Source organism: Leeuwenhoekiella nanhaiensis, assembly GCF_002744755.1.
GTDB lineage: Bacteria > Bacteroidota > Bacteroidia > Flavobacteriales > Flavobacteriaceae > Leeuwenhoekiella > Leeuwenhoekiella nanhaiensis.
Genome location: NZ_KZ319302.1, coordinates 24662 through 46008 on the forward strand (window position 1 = coordinate 24662; position 21347 = coordinate 46008).

General features: G+C 43.9%; 21 protein-coding genes. 9 read left to right on the plus strand and 12 right to left on the minus strand.

The genetic code is table 11. The features are described from left to right. Positions 1-68 precede the first annotated feature (68 nt). From CJ305_RS19325 to CJ305_RS17090, 3 genes are all read left to right on the plus strand, one after another. The gene (locus CJ305_RS19325; protein WP_143469410.1) at positions 69-227 is read left to right on the plus strand and encodes a lmo0937 family membrane protein; all 159 of its coding nucleotides are present in this window, start codon (positions 69-71) and stop codon (positions 225-227) included. A 306-nt stretch (positions 228-533) separates the two neighbouring features. After that, complete coding sequence (locus tag CJ305_RS17085; RefSeq protein WP_099647516.1) at positions 534-1388, plus strand: aldo/keto reductase; 855 nt, start codon at positions 534-536, stop codon at positions 1386-1388. A 231-nt stretch (positions 1389-1619) separates the two neighbouring features. Beyond that, positions 1620-2378: an SDR family oxidoreductase gene (locus CJ305_RS17090; RefSeq protein WP_099647517.1), complete on the plus strand. Its 759-nt coding sequence runs from the start codon at positions 1620-1622 to the stop codon at positions 2376-2378. A 161-nt stretch (positions 2379-2539) separates the two neighbouring features. On the opposite strand, the gene CJ305_RS17095 is transcribed toward CJ305_RS17090, so the two are convergent. Beyond that, complete coding sequence (locus CJ305_RS17095) at positions 2540-4372, minus strand: ABC transporter ATP-binding protein (protein WP_099647518.1); 1833 nt, start codon at positions 4370-4372, stop codon at positions 2540-2542. A gap of 53 nt (positions 4373-4425) precedes the next feature. Beyond that, positions 4426-5160 carry a type IX secretion system protein PorG gene (porG, locus tag CJ305_RS17100; protein WP_099647519.1) on the minus strand — a complete coding sequence of 245 codons (735 nt, stop codon included), beginning with the start codon at positions 5158-5160 and terminating at the stop codon, positions 4426-4428. Between the two features lie 241 nt (positions 5161-5401). Between porG and CJ305_RS17105 the strand changes: the two genes are divergently transcribed. Beyond that, on the plus strand, positions 5402-6274 hold the full coding sequence (locus CJ305_RS17105) for a pirin family protein (protein WP_099647520.1): 873 nt from the start codon (positions 5402-5404) through the stop codon (positions 6272-6274). A 3-nt stretch (positions 6275-6277) separates the two neighbouring features. Here CJ305_RS17105 and CJ305_RS17110 read toward each other — a convergent pair whose 3' ends face one another. The 3 genes from CJ305_RS17110 to CJ305_RS17120 form a co-directional block, all read right to left on the minus strand. Next, a complete protein-coding gene (locus CJ305_RS17110) occupies positions 6278-7492 on the minus strand; it encodes a multidrug effflux MFS transporter (protein WP_099647521.1) in 1215 nt (404 codons plus the stop codon). A gap of 246 nt (positions 7493-7738) precedes the next feature. After that, positions 7739-7954, minus strand: a complete 216-nt coding sequence (locus CJ305_RS17115; protein WP_099647522.1) for a hypothetical protein — start codon at positions 7952-7954, stop codon at positions 7739-7741. 112 nt (positions 7955-8066) lie between these two features. Continuing rightward, on the minus strand, positions 8067-8783 hold the full coding sequence (locus tag CJ305_RS17120) for a pirin family protein (RefSeq protein WP_099647523.1): 717 nt from the start codon (positions 8781-8783) through the stop codon (positions 8067-8069). Between the two features lie 197 nt (positions 8784-8980). Here CJ305_RS17120 and CJ305_RS17125 point away from each other — a divergent pair, with 197 nt between their 5' ends. Further along, positions 8981-9694, plus strand: coding sequence for a hypothetical protein (locus tag CJ305_RS17125; RefSeq protein WP_099647524.1), 714 nt, complete (start codon positions 8981-8983; stop codon positions 9692-9694). A 219-nt stretch (positions 9695-9913) separates the two neighbouring features. Here the strand turns inward: CJ305_RS17125 and CJ305_RS17130 are convergent, their stop codons facing one another. Then, positions 9914-11068, minus strand: a complete 1155-nt coding sequence (locus tag CJ305_RS17130) for an MFS transporter (protein ID WP_099647525.1) — start codon at positions 11066-11068, stop codon at positions 9914-9916. Between the two features lie 172 nt (positions 11069-11240). Between CJ305_RS17130 and kynU the strand changes: the two genes are divergently transcribed. The 3 genes from kynU to CJ305_RS17145 are packed head-to-tail and all read left to right on the plus strand — an operon-like array spanning position 11241 to position 14619. Then, complete coding sequence (gene kynU, locus CJ305_RS17135; RefSeq protein WP_099647526.1) at positions 11241-12530, plus strand: kynureninase; 1290 nt, start codon at positions 11241-11243, stop codon at positions 12528-12530. 35 nt (positions 12531-12565) lie between these two features. Next, complete coding sequence (locus CJ305_RS17140; protein WP_099647527.1) at positions 12566-13972, plus strand: FAD-dependent oxidoreductase; 1407 nt, start codon at positions 12566-12568, stop codon at positions 13970-13972. Positions 13973-13974: 2 nt separating this feature from the next. Beyond that, entirely contained in the window at positions 13975-14619 is a 645-nt protein-coding gene (locus CJ305_RS17145) for an O-methyltransferase (protein ID WP_099647528.1), read from the plus strand. A gap of 363 nt (positions 14620-14982) precedes the next feature. On the opposite strand, the gene CJ305_RS17150 is transcribed toward CJ305_RS17145, so the two are convergent. From CJ305_RS17150 to CJ305_RS17170, 5 genes are all read right to left on the minus strand, one after another. Further along, a complete protein-coding gene (locus tag CJ305_RS17150; RefSeq protein WP_189319482.1) occupies positions 14983-15264 on the minus strand; it encodes a Sec-independent protein translocase subunit TatA/TatB in 282 nt (93 codons plus the stop codon). Positions 15265-15353: 89 nt separating this feature from the next. Continuing rightward, positions 15354-17663 (minus strand): M1 family metallopeptidase, encoded by a 2310-nt coding sequence (locus CJ305_RS17155; RefSeq protein ID WP_099647530.1) that lies wholly within the window; start codon positions 17661-17663, stop codon positions 15354-15356. A gap of 65 nt (positions 17664-17728) precedes the next feature. Continuing rightward, positions 17729-18235 carry a DUF6702 family protein gene (locus CJ305_RS17160; protein ID WP_099647531.1) on the minus strand — a complete coding sequence of 169 codons (507 nt, stop codon included), beginning with the start codon at positions 18233-18235 and terminating at the stop codon, positions 17729-17731. A 59-nt stretch (positions 18236-18294) separates the two neighbouring features. Continuing rightward, positions 18295-19125: a peptidase associated/transthyretin-like domain-containing protein gene (locus CJ305_RS17165; protein ID WP_143469411.1), complete on the minus strand. Its 831-nt coding sequence runs from the start codon at positions 19123-19125 to the stop codon at positions 18295-18297. 134 nt (positions 19126-19259) lie between these two features. Further along, on the minus strand, positions 19260-20027 hold the full coding sequence (locus CJ305_RS17170; RefSeq protein ID WP_099647533.1) for a peptidase associated/transthyretin-like domain-containing protein: 768 nt from the start codon (positions 20025-20027) through the stop codon (positions 19260-19262). A gap of 141 nt (positions 20028-20168) precedes the next feature. On the opposite strand from CJ305_RS17170, the gene pepE reads away from it, so the two are divergent. Beyond that, the gene (gene pepE / locus CJ305_RS17175) at positions 20169-20873 is read left to right on the plus strand and encodes a dipeptidase PepE (protein WP_099647547.1); all 705 of its coding nucleotides are present in this window, start codon (positions 20169-20171) and stop codon (positions 20871-20873) included. Here the strand turns inward: pepE and CJ305_RS17180 are convergent. Beyond that, complete coding sequence (locus tag CJ305_RS17180) at positions 20870-21298, minus strand: GNAT family N-acetyltransferase (protein WP_099647534.1); 429 nt, start codon at positions 21296-21298, stop codon at positions 20870-20872. The genes pepE and CJ305_RS17180 overlap by 4 nt on opposite strands. Between the last annotated feature and the right edge of the window lie 49 nt (positions 21299-21347).

Here is a 21347-nt window from a genome sequence, read left to right on the forward strand (position 1 = left end):
TGTTAAGCGCATTTGCCACATCACTTTCATAGAGTACTTTTAGTTAACTAACCAATATATTTATAACTATGAGAGATATTATTTGGCTTATTGTGGTGATCTTAATTATCGGATGGCTTGTTGGCTTTTTTGGCTTCGGCGAATCTGTAGGAAGTTTAATCCACATCTTGTTAGTACTTGCGGTAATTGCAATACTTTACAAGTTGGCCACAGGCAGACGTCTTTAACTAAACAACCAAAAATTATGAAACGTTTTATTTTAATTTTCGCCCTGATGGGTACGCTGGCAACAACGCTCTACAGTTGCCGTGAATCAACCGAAGACAAAGTGGAAGACGCTGCAGATGATGTAGGAGACGCCATGGAAGATGCTGTTGATTAAAGAATAAGACCCTAATCATAAAAGCCGCTTTTATAGCGGCTTTTTTTATGCCTCAAATTTTTAAAAAGCCTTAACAAACGGGAGTTAATATGGGTTAAATGACTTTGGATTCCCTCAGGTACTGGTTAACTTTAAATAAAAACAAAGAATTATGAATACTGAAATCACAACAAAACCGATTACCAATTTACAGGGAACCTGGGAACTCAATAATGGCTACAAAATGCCCTATTTAGGTCTTGGTGTCTGGAAAGCCGAAGACGGCGAAGAAGTCATAAATGCCGTAAAATGGGCAATTGAGGCCGGTTACCGCCACATTGATACCGCAAAAGCCTATGATAATGAAGAGGGTGTAGGCAAGGCCATAAAAGAAAGTAGTGTTGCACGTAAAGACCTGTTCATTACCAGTAAATTATGGAACAGCGATCAGGGTTATGAAAGTACCTTAAAAGCCTTTGAGAAAACACTACAGCGTTTAGATATAGATTATTTGGATCTCTACCTTATTCACTGGCCTGTTGAGGGCAAATACAAGGACACCTGGAGAGCGATGGAAAAACTGTATAAAGAAGGAAAAATTAAAGCTATCGGCGTAAGTAACTTTTTAGAACATCAGCTTATAGACTTAATGAAAGACTGCGAGGTAAGACCAATGGTTGACCAATTGGAATTTCACCCCTGGTTGGTTCAGGAAGACTTGCAAAAATTCTGTGCTGAAAACGACATCCAATATGAAGCCTGGTCTCCGCTGATGCAGGGTAAAGCCTTCAAAAACGAAACCTTGAAAAAAATTGGTGAGAAGTATGACAAAACCCCGGCACAGGTGGTTATACGTTGGGACTTGCAAAACGGAGTCATTACCATTCCTAAGTCGACCTCGAAAGATCATATAGAAAGTAATGCTGATGTCTTTGATTTCGAACTTAGTGAAGAAGATATTCAAACCATAAACGCCCTAGATAAAGGTGAGCGCATAGGGCCCGATCCCAACAATTTTGATTTTTAATTATAAGAACTATATTTTGGCAAACTACCTGAGTTAAGGCCTAAGGGTGTTAGTTAAAAATAAATTTTACTTTTTAGGCAAGCCCGATGGGATTAATCCCCCTGGCGGCGCCAATGAAAACCTGCCTGTCCGGCAGGTTTTTTTAATGCCGTATCGGAAAGATTTTTCAGCATTTTGGCGGGCAAAGCCTAGGAGACTTTGTAGTTTTGCCGGAAAGCATTTTTTTGATTTATGTGGAATTTAGAAGGAAAAACCGCTCTGATTACAGGCGGAACTAAAGGGATAGGCCGGGCAACGGTGATGGAATTTGCAAGACTGGGTGCCAAAGTCATTTTTACCGCCCGTAATGGTGCTGAAGTTGCAGCTTTAGAACAGGAACTTAGCGAGGCAGGCTATATCGCATCAGGTATGGCCGGTGATGTTACTAACGAAGACGATCAGGATAAACTCACCGATTTTGTATTTCAGCGCAGCGGTACGCTTGATATTCTGGTGAACAATGCCGGTACCAATATTCGAAAAGAGGCTCACATTTATGAGCCTGAAGAATACCGCAAGATCCTGGAAGTAAACCTCATCGCTCCTTTTGAACTTACCCGTAAATTTTTCGCTTTGCTCAAACGCAGTACTCAGGCATCTGTGATCAATGTGGCATCTGTTGCCGGGTCGCAGGATGTAAAAAGCGGCACGCCCTACGCGATGTCAAAAGCAGGTCTAATTCAGGAAACGCGAAGTCTGGCAAGCGAGTGGGCAGCCCACAACATTCGTGTTAATGCGGTTTCTCCCTGGTATACCGCTACGCCTTTAGTTCAGGAAGTTATGGATCAAAAGGAACGCTATGAAAAAATCGTGGAACGCACTCCCATGAAACGCTTTGCAGAACCCGAAGAAATGGCAAATACCATCGCGTTTCTTGCCATGGATAAAGCTTCGTTTATCACCGGACAAAATCTTCAGGTAGATGGTGGTCTCAGCGCGAATGCGCTTTAAGAGTGCAGAGTGCTGAATGCTGAGTTATAAAGTTTTAACTCAGAACTCATCACTCTTAACTCAGGTCTTCTATTTATAAACCGTAAATACAGAATGTAATGCATTGCGCTAAATCCTTGAAACAAAAAAACTCAGAACTCATCACTCTTAACTAAGAACTCCTATTTATACCCCTGCGCCTGAAGGTTGAACAATTCGGCGTAAAGCCTAGGTTTCTGCATCAGTTCTTCGTGCGTGCCCAGTTCGAGTATTTTTCCGTGTTGTAAAACCAAAATACGGTCTGCCATTCGCACGGTACTGAAACGGTGCGAAATGATGATGCTGGTTTTTCCTTTGGTCAAATCTATAAAGCGCTCAAAAACTTCATACTCGGCTTTAGCGTCTAGAGCCGATGTAGGCTCGTCAAGGACCATTACTTTGGCATCTTTCATATACGCCCGCGCCAGAGCCACTTTCTGCCACTGTCCGCCCGAAAGCTCCTGGCCCTGTTTAAAGCGCTTACCCAGTTGCGTATCGTAGCCGTGCTGCAAGGTTTCAATCACTTCATTGGCCAGACTCAATTGTGCCGCATTTACAATACGCGCATCATCCTGTACGGCCAAAATATCGCCTACAGCAATGTTTTCGCGAAGCGTAAATTCATAGCGAAAGAAATCCTGAAAAATCACCCCAAAAAACTGCTGATAGGCCGCCTTATCGTAGTTATTGATATTTATTCCATCCAGTAAAATTTCGCCCTGAGTAGGCTCATAGAAGCGTAGCATCAGCTTAATGAGCGTGGTTTTACCGGCACCGTTTTGACCTACAAAGGCCATCTTCTCACCGGCATTCAATTTAAAACTCACACCTTTCAACACCTCGTGATCGCTTCCGGGATAGGCAAAATGCAAATCCCTGATTTCAAAACCGGTATGTATCTCTTTTGGCAGGGCCAAAAACTCCCGGTCCTCATCGGCTATTTTTAAATCGATAAAATCGAAATAGTCCTTAAGATACAAGGCGCTTTCGGTAATACGCGTAAAGTTGGTGAAAAAGGTTTGCAGACCGGTGCGCAGGCGGTTAAATGAAGCGGAAAGGAAGGTGAGCTCACCAATGGTAATTTCACCCACTAAAACACTGCGAATAATAACCAAATAAGCCCCATAATAGCAAACTACTCCCAAAACATTAAAACCGGCACTATAAGCGCTACGTTTTATGGTCAGCCTTTTATTGATTTCGAAATATTGCTCGCTCAGGTTTCTAAAGCGTTTGGCAATAAAATCAGTAAGACCGAAGAGTTTGATCTCTTTTGCCGTTTTATCATTTGCCCCGATGTACCGCAGGTAGTCGAGTTCACGCCTTTCGGCTGTCCAGCTTCTGGAAATTGAATATTGCTGCCCGCTGAAGCGAATTTCATTTATAAATAAGGGGATAATACTTAGCGCAAGCAAGACGATTAAGATAGGCTGAAAGTAAATAAGCCCCGCGATGAGTGTGCCTATAGAAATGGTGCTTTGTGCCTGAGCCAGCGCGGTGCTCATAAGCCCTACCCTGCCCTGAGTTTGCTGGCGGGCGCGCTCCAGCTTATCGTAAAATTCAGAATCTTCAAGCTGACCAATATCAATTTTACTGGTCTTGCGTATCATCTTTTCGGAAGACGCGATGTTATAGCGGTCGCCCAGCAATCCATCGGTAATCCCGGTAAGGCGATTTAAAATATCAGACAGGATTACGATACCAAACTCCAACAGCACATAATTCCATAAGCTTGTGTAATCGGGATTTGTAGCGGCTACCTGAGCGATGATCTCGTCAATGATGAGCTTTCCTACCCAAAGAATCACTACCGGAGAAAAGGCATTGATCAATCTGCAAAACAGATTGGTCAAAAACAGAGGCGGACTAACACTCCATATTTCTTTAAAAAAGCGGGGGATGAACCGCAGCGCCTGAAAGGAAGTCCTGACGCTGGTTTTCTTTTGATCCTGAATACTACTTAAGCCTTTTGCCATACTGCAAAGATACTCTTACCGCAAACAGAAAATCAAACGCTGTTGCTTAAAGTTTACAGCGTACAATCGCAATACGCATCACTTCCTTTACCAAAACGGTAGGTTAGCGTAAGACCTATAAACGTGTACCAGTCGTTATTCTCAAAATTGGGAAGACGATTAGCTTCTACGCGCTCATCATCGGGAAAAGAACCATCCAGATTGTCATTCAGACTGTACCTTGGCGCCAGTTCAATCCCCAGCATAAAATTGCGTCCCACAAAAGTTTTGAATCCGGCACCCATAGGTAAGGTGAGCCGGGTACGGGTGCCGTAGACTACAGACTCCACATCCTCAAAACCGTTGGATAATGGGTAATACCCCTCATCACCATAAATAGCTCCCACACCTCCGTAAATGTAAAAATCAATGGGATTGGGTTTGTTTTTAAAAAACGAAAAAGGCACAAACTCAAGGGCTACTGCAGCTTCAATATTGGTATGCTCAAAAGAATAATACAGGTTCTGATTTCTCCCGTTTCCACGAAAACCATCATTGGCGTCCCGGTCGTTATCAGCAAGCGTGAGATAGGTAACGCTGGCCCGTGCGCTGAGACTTTCAGTAAAATTCATCTTGCCAATCACGCCAAAAAATGCCCGATTAGGAGCGACAAACGCCTTTTTTCCAATTTCACCGTAATAATTAACTCCACCCAGATATAAACCCAGATCGTAAGTAGTCTGTGCCGCAACTGTATGCAGACCCAAAATAAAAAAGCTGCTTAATATTGTAAAAATTCGAAAAATCATAAAATGCCGGTTTAAACTAGGAACCCAGGGGTGTTTACTCCCAGAGTTCTGATTGAACTAAAATCTTATTTTGAGTGTAACCCGAATAGGGCTATCCCCTCAAAACCCTTTAGGTTGAAGCACTTGTATGATCGCAGATTAGGGGGCGTAGAAATAGGCTTAAATTGACAAGTGAATTCAGCTTATTTCTTAACTTTCAAAATAATACTATTTCAGTTTATAACGCTAATAAATCAAAAAATTGTCTAATACAGGATTAATAATCGAAGAGCGCGCCCGGGATATCGGCGACTTTTTAGTGGGAAGATTGCTGCCTTTTCGCAAGAAAAGAATGGTAGGCCCCTTTATTTTTATAGATCATATGGGGCCTAACCAACTGGGACCCGATTCGTATATGGATGTAGATCAGCATCCACACATTGGGCTTTCTACCCTTACGTATCTTATTGAAGGCGAACTCATGCACGAAGACAGCATAGGCACTTATCAGCGCATCAAACCCGGTTCTGTTAACTGGATGGTCGCCGGTAAGGGTGTGGTGCATACCGAACGTACCCCTAAAGATATGCGTGATGGCCATGTATTTACCATGCACGGCTATCAGATTTGGGTAGCCTTACCCAAAAAACTCGAACATACCGAGCCGGCCTTTCATCACATAGAGGCTGAAGTTTTACCACGCTGGCGCGAAAACACTGCAGAATACAAGCTTATCGCCGGTAAGGGTTATGGTAAAACGAGTCCGGTGCCGGTACATTCAGATCTGTTTATGATCGAAATAAAAGCCGAAGAGGATCACAAACTCGACATTGCCGGTAAGCTGGAAGGTGAAATTGCGGTTACTCTGGTTTCTGGCGAGGTTGAAGCCTGCGGCGAAATCTTTACTGCCGGTCATATGCTGGTAAGTAAAACGGATGAAGTGTGTAAAATCAAACTCCTTAAAGGAGCTCACGTATTTCTTTTTGGCGGAAAACCTTTTGAAGAAGAACGCCACATTTACTGGAATTTTGTCGCCACCTCAAAAGAGCGCATTGAAGAAGCTAAGCAGCAGTGGAAAGACCGGGAATTTCCCGAAGTTTCAGGAGACGATACGTATGTACCGCTACCCGGGTAAACATCAGGAAGTCTGCAATTGCACAGTTTTATTTTTATTTCGATAATAGATTATCAAAGTCAGGCTGCATAAAGCGCTTCCAAATAAGATATAAAGTAATGGGATGATACTTTCAGTCACCAGTTGAGATACCAGAATACTGGCCACTGAGCCAAAAATCATTCCTATACTTCCCACTAATGCCGAGGCACTACCCGCCTGCTTGTTGAAAGGGTCTAGCGACAAAGCCGTGACATTTGGATTTTGAAATCCTACTAAAAACAGCATCGAAAATAGAAACGGATATACAATCCAGAATTGAATAGCGACGAAACTTATGGCTAAACCTAAACCGGTCAATACGCTTAGCGCGACACAAGTGGCTGTGGTAATTTGCAACAGCGAATAGCGTTTTAATGCCAGACGATTCAGTTGACTACCCAGAATTAATCCCAGGGCATTACTTCCAAAAACCCACCCAAAGTGCTGCTCAGTAAGCCCGAAATATTCAATAAACACAAAAGGAGCGCTACTTACGTAAGCCAGCAGACAACCCATTGTAAAACCACGGGTCATCGCAAAAATGAAGAATTCCCGGTTTTTCAGTATCGAAATATATTCGCGTACAATTTTTTTGGGCTTCAAGCTGGTCGCCTTGTTGGGCTTCGCACTTTCGGGCAAAACATAGGTAATCAGCAACAGCATGATCACAGCAAAAGTCGCCAGAATAAAAAATACGGCTTCCCAGTCAAAAGCTGCAATGACGAGACCGCCCACTGTAGGTGCGATTATAGGAGCAACTCCCATAATGAGCATCAGCGTTGAAAGGACATCAGCCACCTGTTTCTTCTCAAATAGATCGCGTACAATAGCCTTAGACGCTACCATACCCGCACAACCGCCCAGCGCCATAAAAAAGCGGGCGATGATGAGCATATTGAGGTTGAAGCTAAAGGCACAAATTAGCGAAGTCGCGATAAATAAGAGCAATCCGCCTATGAGCGGACGGCGTCTTCCAAAACGGTCCATAAGCGGGCCATACGCGAGCTGCCCAATGGCAATCCCAATTAAATAACTGGTCAGGGTAAGACCTACTTTACTGATATCAACTCCAAAATCGTCTGCAACATTTGCAAAGCCCGGCAGGTACATATCTATAGAAAAAGGCCCTATAGCAATGAGTGTCCCCAGGATGAGGATAATGAGATTTCTCGAGGATGTGGTGAAACGTTTTGTCATAACTTATTTGCAAGTGCAAAATTACAGCTTGTAGCAGCAATAACGGGCGTCAGGTTGTTATTAAAATGGTAAAACTACAGCCTGTTTTCTTAAGGTAACGATATCGTAAAAGGCCACTAAATGACCTTAAGTCAAGTAACAGGAAATGCAGAAAGAAAAATGAATTTTTGAATAAAATCGGGCTCCTAATAAGACCTGGCTCTATCAACAAAAAAGAGATGCAGTCAGCATCTCTTTTAATCTATTTCAGGCGCGTAAACCGGATGCCTGCCTGGGCTCTACCCAGGATTCCTCGGGATGAGAATTGAAGTCTTCAGATTCCCGAACACAATAATCGGTACTCTTCCTGAACTTTTCGAGCAGTTCAAAATTTACGTGAATCGGAATCTGTAAACCCGGATATTTCAGGGCATACATATCTCCCTTTTTTCCTACTAACTCTAACTCAATGGGTGTTTCCATAATCATAAGGTTTAATTAATAGTTTTGGCATAAGCCAAACAAAAAAAATACCATTTGAATCCGGAAGTCTTTCGCCCAAATAAAACTGTCAAAATTTCACCCCAAATGCGTCTTAACCCAGTTGAAGCGGAACTTCCATAAATAAAACCGAGGCATTCTCTGAAGCTTTCAGTTCAACAGGATTACTCTCGTAAATCCCAAGGCCATCGCGGCGTTCCAGTTTCTGTTCGCCGGCTGTGATACTGCCTTCCAAAACAAAAATATAGAGTCCGTTTGAAGCTTTTTTAAAGTCGTAGGTTAAGCTTTTTCCCGACTCAAGATCGGTCAGATGAAACCAGGCATCCTGATAAATCCATACGCCTTCGTCTTCTTTATTGGGCGAAAGTACCTGCTGCAGTTTATTTTTTCGGTCTGCTTTATCAAGCGTAATCTGATCGTAACGCGGCTCGACGTTCTGTTTATTTGGAATAACCCAGATTTGTAAGAAACGAACCTCCTCGTCTTTATTTTTGTTGTATTCAGAATGTTGAACCCCGGTACCGGCGCTCATCACCTGGATGTCGCCTTCTTTTATCACCGTGGTGTTGCCCATACTGTCTTTATGCTCCAGATCACCGGATAGCGGAATGGAAATGATTTCCATATTTTGATGCGGATGGGTTCCAAAACCCATACCTCCACTTACCTTATCATCGTTAAGCACACGCAAAACACCAAAATTCATCCGCTGCGGATCGTAATAATTAGCGAAACTAAAGGTATGCTTACTGTGTAACCAGCCGTGATTGGCATCGCCACGGGTATCGGCTTTATGAAGAACTGCTTTCATGAGAATTGAGATTTAAAATTAAGAATCCTGATAACCAATCAGAATCCAATTGATTTGGTAATACTAGTCGGTTATAGATGTAAAACTTACATTCATTTTACAACACCATCGCCTGGAATACTATCTTAAAATATAAAGCTAACTTATACAATACAAAGCCTAAGCTTCGTATTTTTGAATTTACTAATTTACACACTATGAAAAAATTACTACTCAGTCTTGCAGGTCTTGCGGCTTGTATCGCTTGCAAAAATGAACCTAAAGCCGAAACGGAAGAATCTGTTGAAGTTGTAGAAGTGGTTGAAGAACCCCGCACTGCAGAGCAGGAAGTGGCCTATAAAATCGCAGAGGCTAACGGTCTTGCCAATTGGGATAAGGTTAAAGAGCTACAGTTTACCTTTAACGTAGATCGCGGCGATGAACACTTTGAAAAATCGTGGATCTGGGAACCCAAAAGTCAGGACATCACCATGATGACCGCTCAGGATACCGTGAGCTTTAACCGTGCAACGGTTGACAGCACGAGTATGAATGCAGATAAAGCGTTTATCAACGATTCCTACTGGTTGCTGGCGCCTATGCATTTGGTTTGGGATAAAGAAAACACCCAGCTAAGCGTTCAGGATACTGCCACGTCTCCGCTTAGTAAAACCTTGATGCACAAGATCACACTTACCTACGGTGGCGAGGGTGGCTACACTCCGGGAGATGCTTACGATTTCTTTTATGACGACGAGTATATGGTACGTGAATGGATCTTCAGAAGAGGAAATGTTTCCGAATTTTCTATGGTAACTACCTGGGAAGATTATGAGGATTATAACGGCGTTAAAATCGCTTCAGACCATAAAACTGCTGACGAAAAGTTTCGCCTCTATTTTACAGACATAGCGGTCAAGACCGAAGAGTAATTTCTAGATCACAACCTTGTAAAAGCCATTTGAGAAATCAGGTGGCTTTTTTTGTGAATGGTGATTTGGGCGTGCCCCTGCGGGTCATGCCTGCATTTGGTAGCAGATAGTCTTCAAGCTCCTCCCCTTTGAAGGGGAGGCCGCGAGGGGATGTTCGTTTCTCCTTCACGCAAAAGATCACTTACAGGCAGTTAATCTCTTTAGCGTTATCCATAAAAATTATTTCGTATTCCGTTTAAGGCTCATTGCCAAAATTCCGGCGGCAGCGGTAAAACTCATCAGTGCGATAAAACTGCCTTTCAGATTAAAGGTTTCCGCCAGAAAGCCTAAAAATACCGGTCCTATCAGCAAGCCTACAAACCCGGTTCCGGCGATAAAGCTAATTCCCTCGGCCGCCTGTATGCCTTTCAGCTTTCCGCTATACCTGAACAATTCGGGCACTACCAGCGACAAACCAATACCCACAAAGCCGAACCCCAGCAAAGCCCAGCCTGTGATTGCCGTAAGTGTAAGTCCAAATCCCAGAGTCGCGGCAAGACAACCGGCAATTAGAATAAGGCGCGATCCAAAACGCGCGCTGATGCTGTCTCCAAAAAACCGTCCTAAAGCCATCATCCCGTTAAAAATGGTGTAGCCCAAGCCCGCTAAAGCCAGACTGGCAAGGGTAACTTTTTCCAGATACAGCGCGCTCCAGTCTACAATCGCACCTTCTGAAGCCATCACCAAAAATCCAATAACCGCTAGACCTAGTAGTGGTCTCAGATTTTTTAATTTAAAACTACCCTCCCGTTCTTCCTTAACCGCATCAATATGCACATAATGACGGGATAGCAACACATTAATAAGCAGCATCGCCAGCACTACCACCCCGGCATGGTAAGCCGGTATTTGCACAAGGTCTAAAACCAATGAACCTATACCTGCGCCCAACATTCCACCCAGACTAAAAAAACCGTGAGAAACTGACATAAAGTGCACGCCATCGCGTTTTTCAATCTCGGTGACCAGCGTGTTAATTGTTACGTCTAGCAGGCCCGAAAAGACCCCCACACCAAACAAAGCCGCGCAAAGCTGTACATACGTGTTGGCCAGAAATGGACCCATAAAAATCACGCAAAATCCCAGCACAGCAAGTAAGGTAGCCTTACCCAATTTTTGGGCATTGATGATTTTTGGCACAAAAGGAATGGTACACAGCGTCCCGAGTGCCATAAAAAACACGGCAAAACCGAGTTCGCCTTCAGAAATACCCAGTTTCTGAATGATTTTTGGAATATAGATCGCCCAGGTTCCAAAAACGATGTTCAGCGTTGCAAATAGAAAAGCCGGGGCAAAATACCTCCAACTGCTAAAAATGATACGCAATGCCTTCATAAATTCCGGTTTTAGAATCAGGTCCCTGCGCAAAAGTCAGGAGCTAAAGCCTGCCTGAACATTCACGCAACATTTCGAGTTGAGTCTTTAAAATTTGCCTCTCAATGAAGGATTCAAATTACCAAAATTCTCAGGACTGCTTAAAACTATTTAATTCCTATTTTTACAGTCTATGTTAAAAGAAGAAAAAGTGCAGTATCAAAACACGCTAAGCTTTGCTAAACAGGCTGATGCCGAAGATCCTTTGGCACACTTTCGTGAAAAGTTCAATCTTCCTAAGGATGAAAACGGTAAAAACCTTATTTACCTCTGCGGAAACTCGCTGGGTCTGCAGCCCAAAAAAGCCCGTGAATATGTTGCCGAAGAGCTTGACAATTGGGCAGAAATAGCAGTAGAAGGGCATTTTAAAGCTAAAGTTCCTTGGACAGAATACCACGAAATCCTGGCGCAGCCTATGGCGGAGATTGTGGGTGCTAAACCCGGTGAGGTTGTAATTATGAATACGCTTTCGACCAACCTGCACCTGATGATGGTTTCATTTTACCGGCCCACACCTAAGCGGCATAAGATTTTAATAGAAAGTGATGCCTTTCCGTCAGACAGCTATGCGGTAAAGTCGCAGATACACGAACGTGGCTATAACCCCAATGAGTCTCTGATCCTTTGGAAACCCAGACCGGGCGAAGACCTCTGCCGTTTTGAAGATCTGGAAACCCTGATGGAACAGCACGGGGAGGAAATTGCTTTGGTCATGATTGGCAACAGCAATTACTACACGGGGCAAAAATATCCCATTAAAGAAATCACCCAACTGGGGCATAAATACGGCTGCAAGGTAGGTTTTGATCTTGCGCACGGCGTGGGGAATATTGATGCAGACCTGCACGACAACGGTCCTGATTTTGCGGTATGGTGCACCTACAAATATCTCAACAGCGGGCCGGGCGCGCTGGGCGGTTGCTTCGTACACGAACGTCATGCCAATGACGCGAGCCTGCCCCGATTCACCGGCTGGTGGGGACATAAGATGGAAAGCCGCTTCAATATGCGGGTTGATTTTGACCCCATTCCGGGAGCAGAGGGCTGGCAGTTGAGCAATCCGCCTATACTTTCTATGGCTCCCATTCGCGCGTCTTTAGAAATTTTCGCGGAAGCGGGCTTTCAAAACATACGCGCTAAATCCCGAAAACTGACGGGCTACCTCGAGTACCTCATTAACGAAATCGACGACGAACGAATCTGGATTTTGACACCTTTAAACCCCGATGAGCGGGGTTGCCAGCTTTCCATTCAGGTTAAAAATGCAGACCGAAGTATGCACGATGGCTTTATGCAGGCAGGCATAATCTGCGACTGGCGCGAGCCCGATGTAATCAGGGTGGCTCCTGCTCCACTATACAACAGTTTTGAAGATGTATACGAGATGGCGCAAAGACTAAAACAATTGCTGGCAAAGATCTAGGCCTATTATACGTATTACCCACTAACAACCACTTTTTGAAAAACCAAGAACACATACTCATCATAGGCGCCGGTCTTTGCGGTTCGCTGCTTGCGCTACGTATGGCACAACGCGGCTACAAAGTAACCCTGATGGAAAAACGCCCTGATCTGCGCAAAGAAGTGATAGACCGCGGCCGCTCCATCAATCTGGCGTTTTCAGACCGCGGCATGAAAGGCCTGCGTCTTGCCGGTCTTGAAGAAAAGGTCTTGCCTTTGTGCATTCCTATGCGAGGCAGAATGATACACAATACCGAAGGGGAGCAGTTTATGAGCCCTTACAGCGGCAGAGATCACGAGTATATCAACTCAATATCCCGCGAAGATCTCAACGTGATGCTGCTTGATGAGTGCGAAAAAATGACAGACATCACAATGCTTTTCAATCAAAAGTGCACCGGTGTTACGCTGGAAACTGCAGAAGCTACTTTTGAAGATCACAATACCAAAAAGACCACAACCTATAGAGCTGATGTGGTGATGGGTGCAGACGGTGTAGGCTCTGCCCTGCGTAAAAGCATGCTCGATCATCGTAAATTTCTATTCAGCTACGGGCAGGATTTTTTAACGCATGGGTATAAAGAATTATCCTTTCCACCTGCGGCAGACGGTGGTTATCTGGTAGAAAAAAACGCGTTGCACATCTGGCCCCGCGGGAAAGATATGATGATCGCACTTCCCAATCTCGATGGCAGTTTTACCGTAACCCTTTTCCTTTCGTGGGAAGAAGGCACAGACAGTTTTGAAAGTCTGGATACAGATGAGGCTGTAATCGATTATTTTCAACGGGAATTTCCCGATGCCCTAGCTCTTATGCCGCATTTGCTGGAAGAGTTTAAAGCCAACCCCACTTCACCTTTGGGAACTATTAAATGTTCGCCCTGGCACGCCTATGGCAAAGTCCTGTTACTGGGCGATGCGGCTCACGGCATCGTGCCGTTTTACGGGCAGGGTATGAACTCGGCTTTTGAAGACATTCACGTTCTGGATAAGTACATAGATCAGCACGAAGGCGACTGGAAGGCTATTTTTAAAGCCTATCAGGACGAGCGCAAAGAAGACACAGACGCTATTGCAGATCTGGCGGTAGACAACTTTCACGAGATGAAAGCGCACACGGCACGACCTATTTTTCAGGAGAAGCGCAAACTCGAAATCGCCTTTGAAGAGCAATTTCCCAAAGAATATTTCTCAAAATACAGTCTGGTTACCTTTCGGGAAGATTTACGCTATTCGGAAGCGATGCGACGGGGACGTGTACAGGATAAAGCGATTTTAAACCTGATTCACGACGGTAAGTTTACAGAGGCGATGTCGTTGCACGACAAACTTGATCTGGTTAAACAGGAAACCCGAAAAATGCTTCACGATGATGAAGTGGTTGAAGGACTTGAAGAAGATTAATTATGCATTTCATTTCTGAAGATCTTGACGATTATGCGGTAGCGCATTCTTCGCCTGAGCCCGAACTCCTGGCCCGGCTAACCCGCGAAACCTATCAAAAAATGGTACAGCCGCGTATGCTAAGCGGGCATTATCAGGGGCGTATTTTAAGCCTGATCTCAAAACTGAAAACTCCCAAAAACATCCTCGAGATAGGAACCTACACCGGCTACTCAGCATTATGCCTGGCCGAAGGATTGCAGCAGGATGGCATACTGCACACCATTGATGTAAATGAAGAGCTGGTAGACTTTCAGCGGAAGTATTTTGACGCCTCGGGTTATGGAAGCCAAATCAAACAACATCTGGGTTCTGCGCTTGACATCATCCCACAACTTGAGGGCAACTTTGACCTCGTGTTTATTGATGCCGACAAACCGAATTATCCGGCTTATTTTGACCTCATCATAAACCGACTCAATCCCGGGGCGCTCTTACTTTCAGACAATGTATTGTGGAGCGGAAAAGTTGTAGAACCCCTTAACCCGAAAGACACCTCTACCAAAGCATTGCTGGAGTACAACAAAATGCTGGCCGAAGAAGCTTCTTTAGAGACGGTATTGCTTACCATTCGGGACGGACTCACCCTGAGCCGAAAGAAATCCTGAATCTAAACTATCCTAGAGCACTCCCGGGAAGTATACAACGCCAACAAAGCTCCAAATTCAATGCAAGCATCAGGATATGCTACCCCTTTGGCGAAGCAAAAAAAATCCCGCCTGGGCTTACGCGCAAACGGGAATTATAATTAACACTTAGTACGGATTAAAAAAAAGATAACAGTTTAACTACCTCAGGTTAAGTCATGCCTTTCAAACGTAACACCCAAAATAGATACTGCTATCTGTTTTTAAGCTGAAATCCATCAGATTGAATTTCCGCATTAAATTACATTAAAAAATGGATAATCGGTAATTTTTAACCCAAATAGTGAAGAGTTTTCAATTTGGGATGTTTCAGCTGGATTGCGCTTAAAATTTACGTTTAATGGGACCGGTTATTTCTTCGATATTACGCTTGGCGTCTTCGATCTCTTTTTTCATATCTTTTGTGATATCAGGATCAAGGCCCTGCTTCTCCGCGCTTTTGGTAATTTCATTTTTGATGTCATCGGTAGCATTACGCAGGGTGCGCATGCCTTTACCCAATCCCCGGGCAATATCAGGAACTTTATCTGCACCAAATACCATAATCACTATAAAAATGATAAAGGCAATTTCTCCACCGCTAATAAATAAAGGTAACATCATCATAGTGCAAATATAACGGGAAAAATGAAAAGCCGATGAGCGATCATCGGCTTTTCTTAATGTAAAAAGTTAATTCTTAAAGAAGCGTGTGCTTAGTCTTCTACACCTTCTTTGAAATTATCAAACTCACTTTCCTGAGCTTCACGCGGCCAGTTGTTATTGCTCACGTCCACGTCTGCAGTTTCCTGATCCGGATCAACCACAACGCCTACCAGTTCCTTATCGGTAGCAAGTACCTTGGTTACCTCAGCGTCATTTTTACGCCACACCTGTACAGGATAGGTTACTTTTTCTTTAGTACCATCAGCATAACTGTACTCTACGATAAGCGGCATTGGGATTCCTCCCGGCTTATTAAACTTAACCGCATAAAAATGCTTCGGAGTTTTCAATTTAGCACGCTCTTCAGGAGTGAAGTTATCCATCATAAACTCCTTCACGTTAGGAGCATTGTCAAGCATTCCTTTCCCTTTCATCGCAGCATCATAATCTTCCCCATCTTCTTCAACAACATAAACCGCGTCAATTGCAGATGGATCATCGTAACCGTAACGCTTTAAAAGCTCTTTACCGGCTGCCGTAGGCTCAATGGTTAAGTAATACGACTTCACGTCTTCAACACCCATATCAACATACTCGGTGCTGTAGAACCAGCCTCTCCAATACCAGTCTAAGTCTACTGCTGAAGCATCTTCCATAGTACGGAAGAAATCTTCAGGCGTTGGGTGTTTAAACATCCAGCGCTGTGCGTAAGTCTTAAACGAATAATCAAACAAGTCACGACCCATTACCGTCTCACGAAGAATGTTTAAAGCCGTTGCGGGCTTTCCGTAGGCATTGTTACCCAATTGGTACACATTCTCAGGGTTTGACATAATAGGAGCTATATAATCCTGATCACCGCCCATATAACCGGTAATCTGAGTAGGAGCTCCTCTTCGTGAAGGGTATTTGGCGTTAGGTGCAATCGCTTCCGGATAGTTTTCCCCGAAATCCTGCTCAGCTACATACTGTACAAAGGTGTTGATACCTTCATCCATCCAACCCCATTGACGCTCGTCACTGTTTACGATCATCGGGAAGAAGTTGTGACCTACCTCGTGAATAATCACAGAGATCATACCGTATTTGGTACGGTCGCTGTATGTACCGTCTTCGTTAGGACGACCGTAGTTCCAGCAAATCATGGGGTACTCCATACCCTGATTCTGACCGTGAACGGAGATCGCTTTTGGATACGGATAGTCAAAAGTCATACGCGAGTATGATTTTAAGGTTTGCACCACAGCTTTAGTAGAATACTCTTCCCAAAGCGGGTTACCTTCTTTCGGATAAATAGAAATAGCCATCACATCTCCTTTAGGAAATTTAACCGCCTGTGCATCCATAATGTATTTACGAGAGGATGTAAAAGCAAAATCCCTTACGTTTTCTGCTTCCAATCTCCATGTTTTCTTTTTAGTGCTGCGGCCTTTTTCAATTTGCTCGGCTTCAGCCTGAGTACGAATGAGTACCGGCTTGTCATAGTTTTTCATAGCCTGCTCCCAGCGGTTCATTTCTTCCTTGCTGTATACGTCTTTGCGGTTTACCAGATTACCGGTACCGTCTAACAAGTGATCTGCAGGCACGGTAATCTCCACCTCGTAATCACCAAACGGCAATGCGAACTCACCATTACCCCAGAACTGGTAGTTTTGCCAGCCTTCTACGTCGTTATACACGCACATTCTTGGGAAGAACTGTGCGATGATGTAGTTTTTGTTTCCGTCAGGGAAACTCTCATATCCTGAACGGGCACGGTCTACCGTGTGCTCAACGATGTTGAAATTCCACCCGATGCTGAATTCAAATTCCTCGCCCGGCTCAAGCGGCTGAGGCATTTCAACACGCATCATAGTAAAATTAATGGTGTATTTAAGCGGCTTACCGTCTTTTGAAACTTCGGTAATATTAAATCCTCCATCAAAAGGCTCTTTCATATAGGTAGAAACCACAGAACCCGGTTGCATGACCGGAGCCATCCCACTACCGTCTTTTTCTAAAGCCGGAGAATCTTTCTTACGGATATTCTGATCAAGCTGAACCCATAAGTACTCCAGACGATCTGGCGAGTTGTTTATATACGTGATCGTTTCGTAACCTGTGATGGTCTGATTGTCGTCATTAAGTTCAATCTTCATCTCATAATCGGCCTCATTTTGATAATAGGCAGGACCGGGAGCCCCAGATGCCGTACGATACTGGTTAGGGGTAGCAAACTCATCGTAAAGTTGTCTAAACTTATTGACGTTAGTATGCCCCATTTGTTTTTCCTTCGGCTGTTCCTGTTCTTGTTCCTGAGCAAAAGCGCCGGCTCCTACCAGAAAGAAAACAGCCAAAAAGCTGTACTTAAGTTTTTTCATAAAGTATAAATCTGTTTTGTGCTTGTGAATCTGATAAAAATAAAGATTAGGCCTATGTTAATAAATTATTTAGAAAGTTTTAACACGGCTTTATCATTTTCACGGGTTAATAAGAAACTTTTCTTGGTGCTCCCGGTATTGAGGTGCACCACATTTTTTTGTTCGGGAAACAGGTCCATCAGCAAAGTATTTTCAATACTTACTGACTTGAGGTTTTCAATATGTTCTACTTCAATAAAGCAGACCACATAGTCAATCTCATCCTTATGCCCCAGATAGTTTAGATCACGCTGCTCGCCGTTTACGGTTACAATAAATTTTTGGTCAAAATACCGCGAGATATACCCATCCAGTTTTTCCTGATCATAGGAAGCATCTACCCGTATTGATTTATCGTAACGCTCCTGAAAGACCTTTTGCAGATCGTCATAAAAGACGCGGGTGACAATTTTTAGAGATTGAGATTTCGCGTCGTAATCTGCCTGTGTAACGCTGAAGTAATATTTATGAGCCGTAAATGCGCAAAGCGGAAGGATTACAGCAAGAAGTAAAAGGAATTTTCTAAATTTCATCGAAGCAAGTTATCGGTTTTTGACGTTTTAGATCAAGAGTCATTCCAAAAAAATAAAGCCTACTGACCTTCTTTTTCCCTGAAGCTGACCTCAACACCTTCCTCCTCCTTATGCTGAAGGTATGCAGGTGCCTGTTTCATAAGCATTTCAAGTAAGGAAAGCGGATTTTTACTTGCCGCTACAGCCAAAGCTTCCGGCTTGTCAAAATACACATAATGCACAAAGTCATCTATATACCTTGGCGGAATTTTTAATTGTTTGATGTAGGTCGTATCAGACACCAGGTTGCGGGCTTTTTGCACACGTCTTTCCATATTAGAGATGCGCACCTGTTCTTTGAGCATTTTAGTACGACCCGTAATCGCATTGATGACGGCATCAACCGGGATGATACCCGCGCCGCTGTGGGTTGCGGTATACAGGCGCCGTTCTTCCTGAGTCAAAACAGGACCTTTATACACGGGTAACCCCGCCTCGCCGGGATCAAAAGGTTTTTCAAGCTTGATGCGGTTCATATCATCGCCCAGTCTTCCGTTGAGTTCAATATTGCTGATCTGCACATCTTCCAGTTCGGTTACTTCAGGCTCCAGCTCAATTTCCAGGTATTTTTGATTAAAAATTTCCGCAGAAACCACAATCTCGCGGTGCTTAAACTGAATTGCAGAAATGTATAAGGTATCACCACGTCGTGCCGGTATCGTAAAACTCCCACTCTCCCGGGTTACGGTACCCTTTTGTAAACTGAGGTTGAGTATATGCAAATACTCGTGCTCAATAGAGTCATTGACCACCATACCCTCAAGCATCACGGCCTCCTGAGCGTACAACCCGCTAAAGGCGCTGCAGAGGCCCAGCGAAAACAAGAAAACTAAGAGACCGGTTTTTGACACGAATGATGCGTATTAGAATTTCACTTAAATACGCCTCAAAAGTAAACATGTTACACCGCATTCCGGTAAACGGTCTGTTTGAAATAAAAAAAGCTGCATTGTAGCAGCTTTTCTATAGTGTTATTTCGGGTATTTTAATTTTCGGTTAGTGAAGCTTTAAAGGCATCCCGCTTTTGCAGTAGAAACTGAATTAACGCCAACTCATTACCCTGCTCTAGCATCGGTTTTGTGAGTCCGTTTTCAGACACATAATCCATAAAATCATTGATATTTTCGCGTTTGATATCTAAATTCTGCTGAAAGAATTCGTTAGAATACATCTCGGCCAGTTCCTGCTCTGCACTGCGTGCTGTGGGTTCATCTTTTTTATCAAAAATCGCTTTAAAAATATTGATGAAGTTTAAACCATATCGCCAGCGCATGTCATCTAACGCAATATTTTCGGGAGTGGTATACCGGTCTGGCGCATTGTCTTCGGCTTTGATTTGCCCACCGGTAAACGGTACAGGGTCTATGGTGCGTACCCGGTTTACATCGGCCACGATATCTCCGGTAAGATCATAAGGCCGTACGATGATTTCATCGAGCACATTAACGGTTTCGCGAAGCGTAATACTGATGCGTCTTGAACTCACAATGCCCGCGTCAACTAGTACGGTAATGGGTGCAAACTGCAGGGACTGTATCACTAACTCATCATTACGGGCCACCGCAATGTCAAAGGTACCCGCTTCTGAAGTCACGGTACCGCGCTGCGAGGTGTTGTTATACACAACGATCCCACCGGGATCATCCCCCACGGGAACAATTATCTGCCCGCCTACCATTACCCGTGCAAGCTGCTGGCTATGCACCAAAGCGATTGTAAAAAGTATCATTACAAGCGATATTCCCGTTTTCATCCCAATTTATTTTAAAGTGTTTATTTCCCTGTTGAAGTAACAACAAGTTACTCAAAATTCAGGGCTTTCACAGGGTAATTTTTTGTTAAATGCCTGTGACATACTAAGCCAATGTGTACTTTTGACACAAATCAGTCCATTTTGAAGAATTTAATCCTTGCAAGCACCTCAACAGTTCACGGTGGCGAGTATCTTGATTACCTGAAACCGACACTCGAAAAGCATTTTGAGGGAGTAAAGCGCTTAATTTTCATTCCGTTTGCCAGGCCCGGCGGTATTTCTCATGACTTATATACCAGCAGAGCCCGGGCGTTCTTCAAGGATTTGGGCATCGAAGTTTTAGGCTTGCATGAGTTTAGAGATCCCCTAAAAGCCATCGCTCATGCTGAAGGCGTTTTTACCGGAGGCGGCAATACCTTTTTACTGGTAGAGCAACTTTACCAAAACAAAGTAATGGCCATTTTAAGAGACCGGCTTTACGAAAACATGCCCTATCTGGGTACCAGCGCCGGTTCTAATATTGCCGGCATCAGTATGCAGACGACTAACGATATGCCTATCGTTTACCCGCCCAGTTTCAAAACGCTGGGAGCCGTGCCCTTTAACATCAATGCTCATTATCAGGATCCTGATCCCAACAGTACCCATATGGGTGAAACCCGTGAAACCCGTTTAAAAGAATTCCATCAGTTTAATAATGTGCCGGTTGTAGGCCTGCGCGAAGGCAGCTGGATTGAAGCCTATAAACGCGTGTATACCCTGCGCGGCCCGCACAGCGCCCGCATTTTTGAAGCCGGTAAAATTCCTTATGAGATCGAATCGGGTTCTGTGATTACCGTAAGCTAGAGTTTTTTGAGAAAGTGATACCCCTTAATGACGTAGTTTTCATTAAGGTAAAATTTGTGCCCGGCAAAATTGTGCACGTAGGCATTGAGTTCGCTGGTTTCACATCCCCGCTCGCGGGCGTACTCATAAATCCATTGAAAAACCTGTTTCCCCAGGCCTTTGCTTCTATACTCCGGTTTGATAAATACGTGATCGGCTTCGCAGGTTTTTCCACAGTAATGCCGGGTAGCAAACCACAATCCAAAAACCCCGGCTAGTTTTTCTTCCACATAAATGCCATGACACTCATAACGGTGTTCAAACATTTCGCTAAAACGAGCCTTCAGCAGATTTTCTTCCACACTATGCTCCATCAATTCCTGCACCAGTGGTAAAAACGTGTTAATCTCATCTTTATCAAATCGTCTAATCTTAATTTTGAGCATAATTGGCTATTTTTAGATAGAACAGCAAACAGCTGTTTCATAAAGGCGA

Coding starts and splice junctions, on each gene's coding strand:
- CJ305_RS17145 (WP_099647528.1), top strand. CDS start 13,975: ATGCATTTCATTTCTGAAGATCTTGACGATTATGCGGTAGCGCATTCT.
- porG (WP_099647519.1), bottom strand. CDS start 5,160: ATGATTTTTCGAATTTTTACAATATTAAGCAGCTTTTTTATTTTGGGT.
- CJ305_RS17170 (WP_099647533.1), bottom strand. CDS start 20,027: ATGAAAACGGGAATATCGCTTGTAATGATACTTTTTACAATCGCTTTG.
- CJ305_RS17115 (WP_099647522.1), bottom strand. CDS start 7,954: ATGGAAACACCCATTGAGTTAGAGTTAGTAGGAAAAAAGGGAGATATG.
- CJ305_RS17150 (WP_189319482.1), bottom strand. CDS start 15,264: ATGATGATGTTACCTTTATTTATTAGCGGTGGAGAAATTGCCTTTATC.
- CJ305_RS17120 (WP_099647523.1), bottom strand. CDS start 8,783: ATGAAAGCAGTTCTTCATAAAGCCGATACCCGTGGCGATGCCAATCAC.
- CJ305_RS17085 (WP_099647516.1), top strand. CDS start 534: ATGAATACTGAAATCACAACAAAACCGATTACCAATTTACAGGGAACC.
- CJ305_RS17125 (WP_099647524.1), top strand. CDS start 8,981: ATGAAAAAATTACTACTCAGTCTTGCAGGTCTTGCGGCTTGTATCGCT.
- CJ305_RS19325 (WP_143469410.1), top strand. CDS start 69: ATGAGAGATATTATTTGGCTTATTGTGGTGATCTTAATTATCGGATGG.
- CJ305_RS17090 (WP_099647517.1), top strand. CDS start 1,620: ATGTGGAATTTAGAAGGAAAAACCGCTCTGATTACAGGCGGAACTAAA.
- CJ305_RS17095 (WP_099647518.1), bottom strand. CDS start 4,372: ATGGCAAAAGGCTTAAGTAGTATTCAGGATCAAAAGAAAACCAGCGTC.
- CJ305_RS17160 (WP_099647531.1), bottom strand. CDS start 18,235: ATGAAATTTAGAAAATTCCTTTTACTTCTTGCTGTAATCCTTCCGCTT.
- kynU (WP_099647526.1), top strand. CDS start 11,241: ATGTTAAAAGAAGAAAAAGTGCAGTATCAAAACACGCTAAGCTTTGCT.
- CJ305_RS17155 (WP_099647530.1), bottom strand. CDS start 17,663: ATGAAAAAACTTAAGTACAGCTTTTTGGCTGTTTTCTTTCTGGTAGGA.
- CJ305_RS17130 (WP_099647525.1), bottom strand. CDS start 11,068: ATGAAGGCATTGCGTATCATTTTTAGCAGTTGGAGGTATTTTGCCCCG.
- CJ305_RS17180 (WP_099647534.1), bottom strand. CDS start 21,298: ATGCTCAAAATTAAGATTAGACGATTTGATAAAGATGAGATTAACACG.
- CJ305_RS17110 (WP_099647521.1), bottom strand. CDS start 7,492: ATGACAAAACGTTTCACCACATCCTCGAGAAATCTCATTATCCTCATC.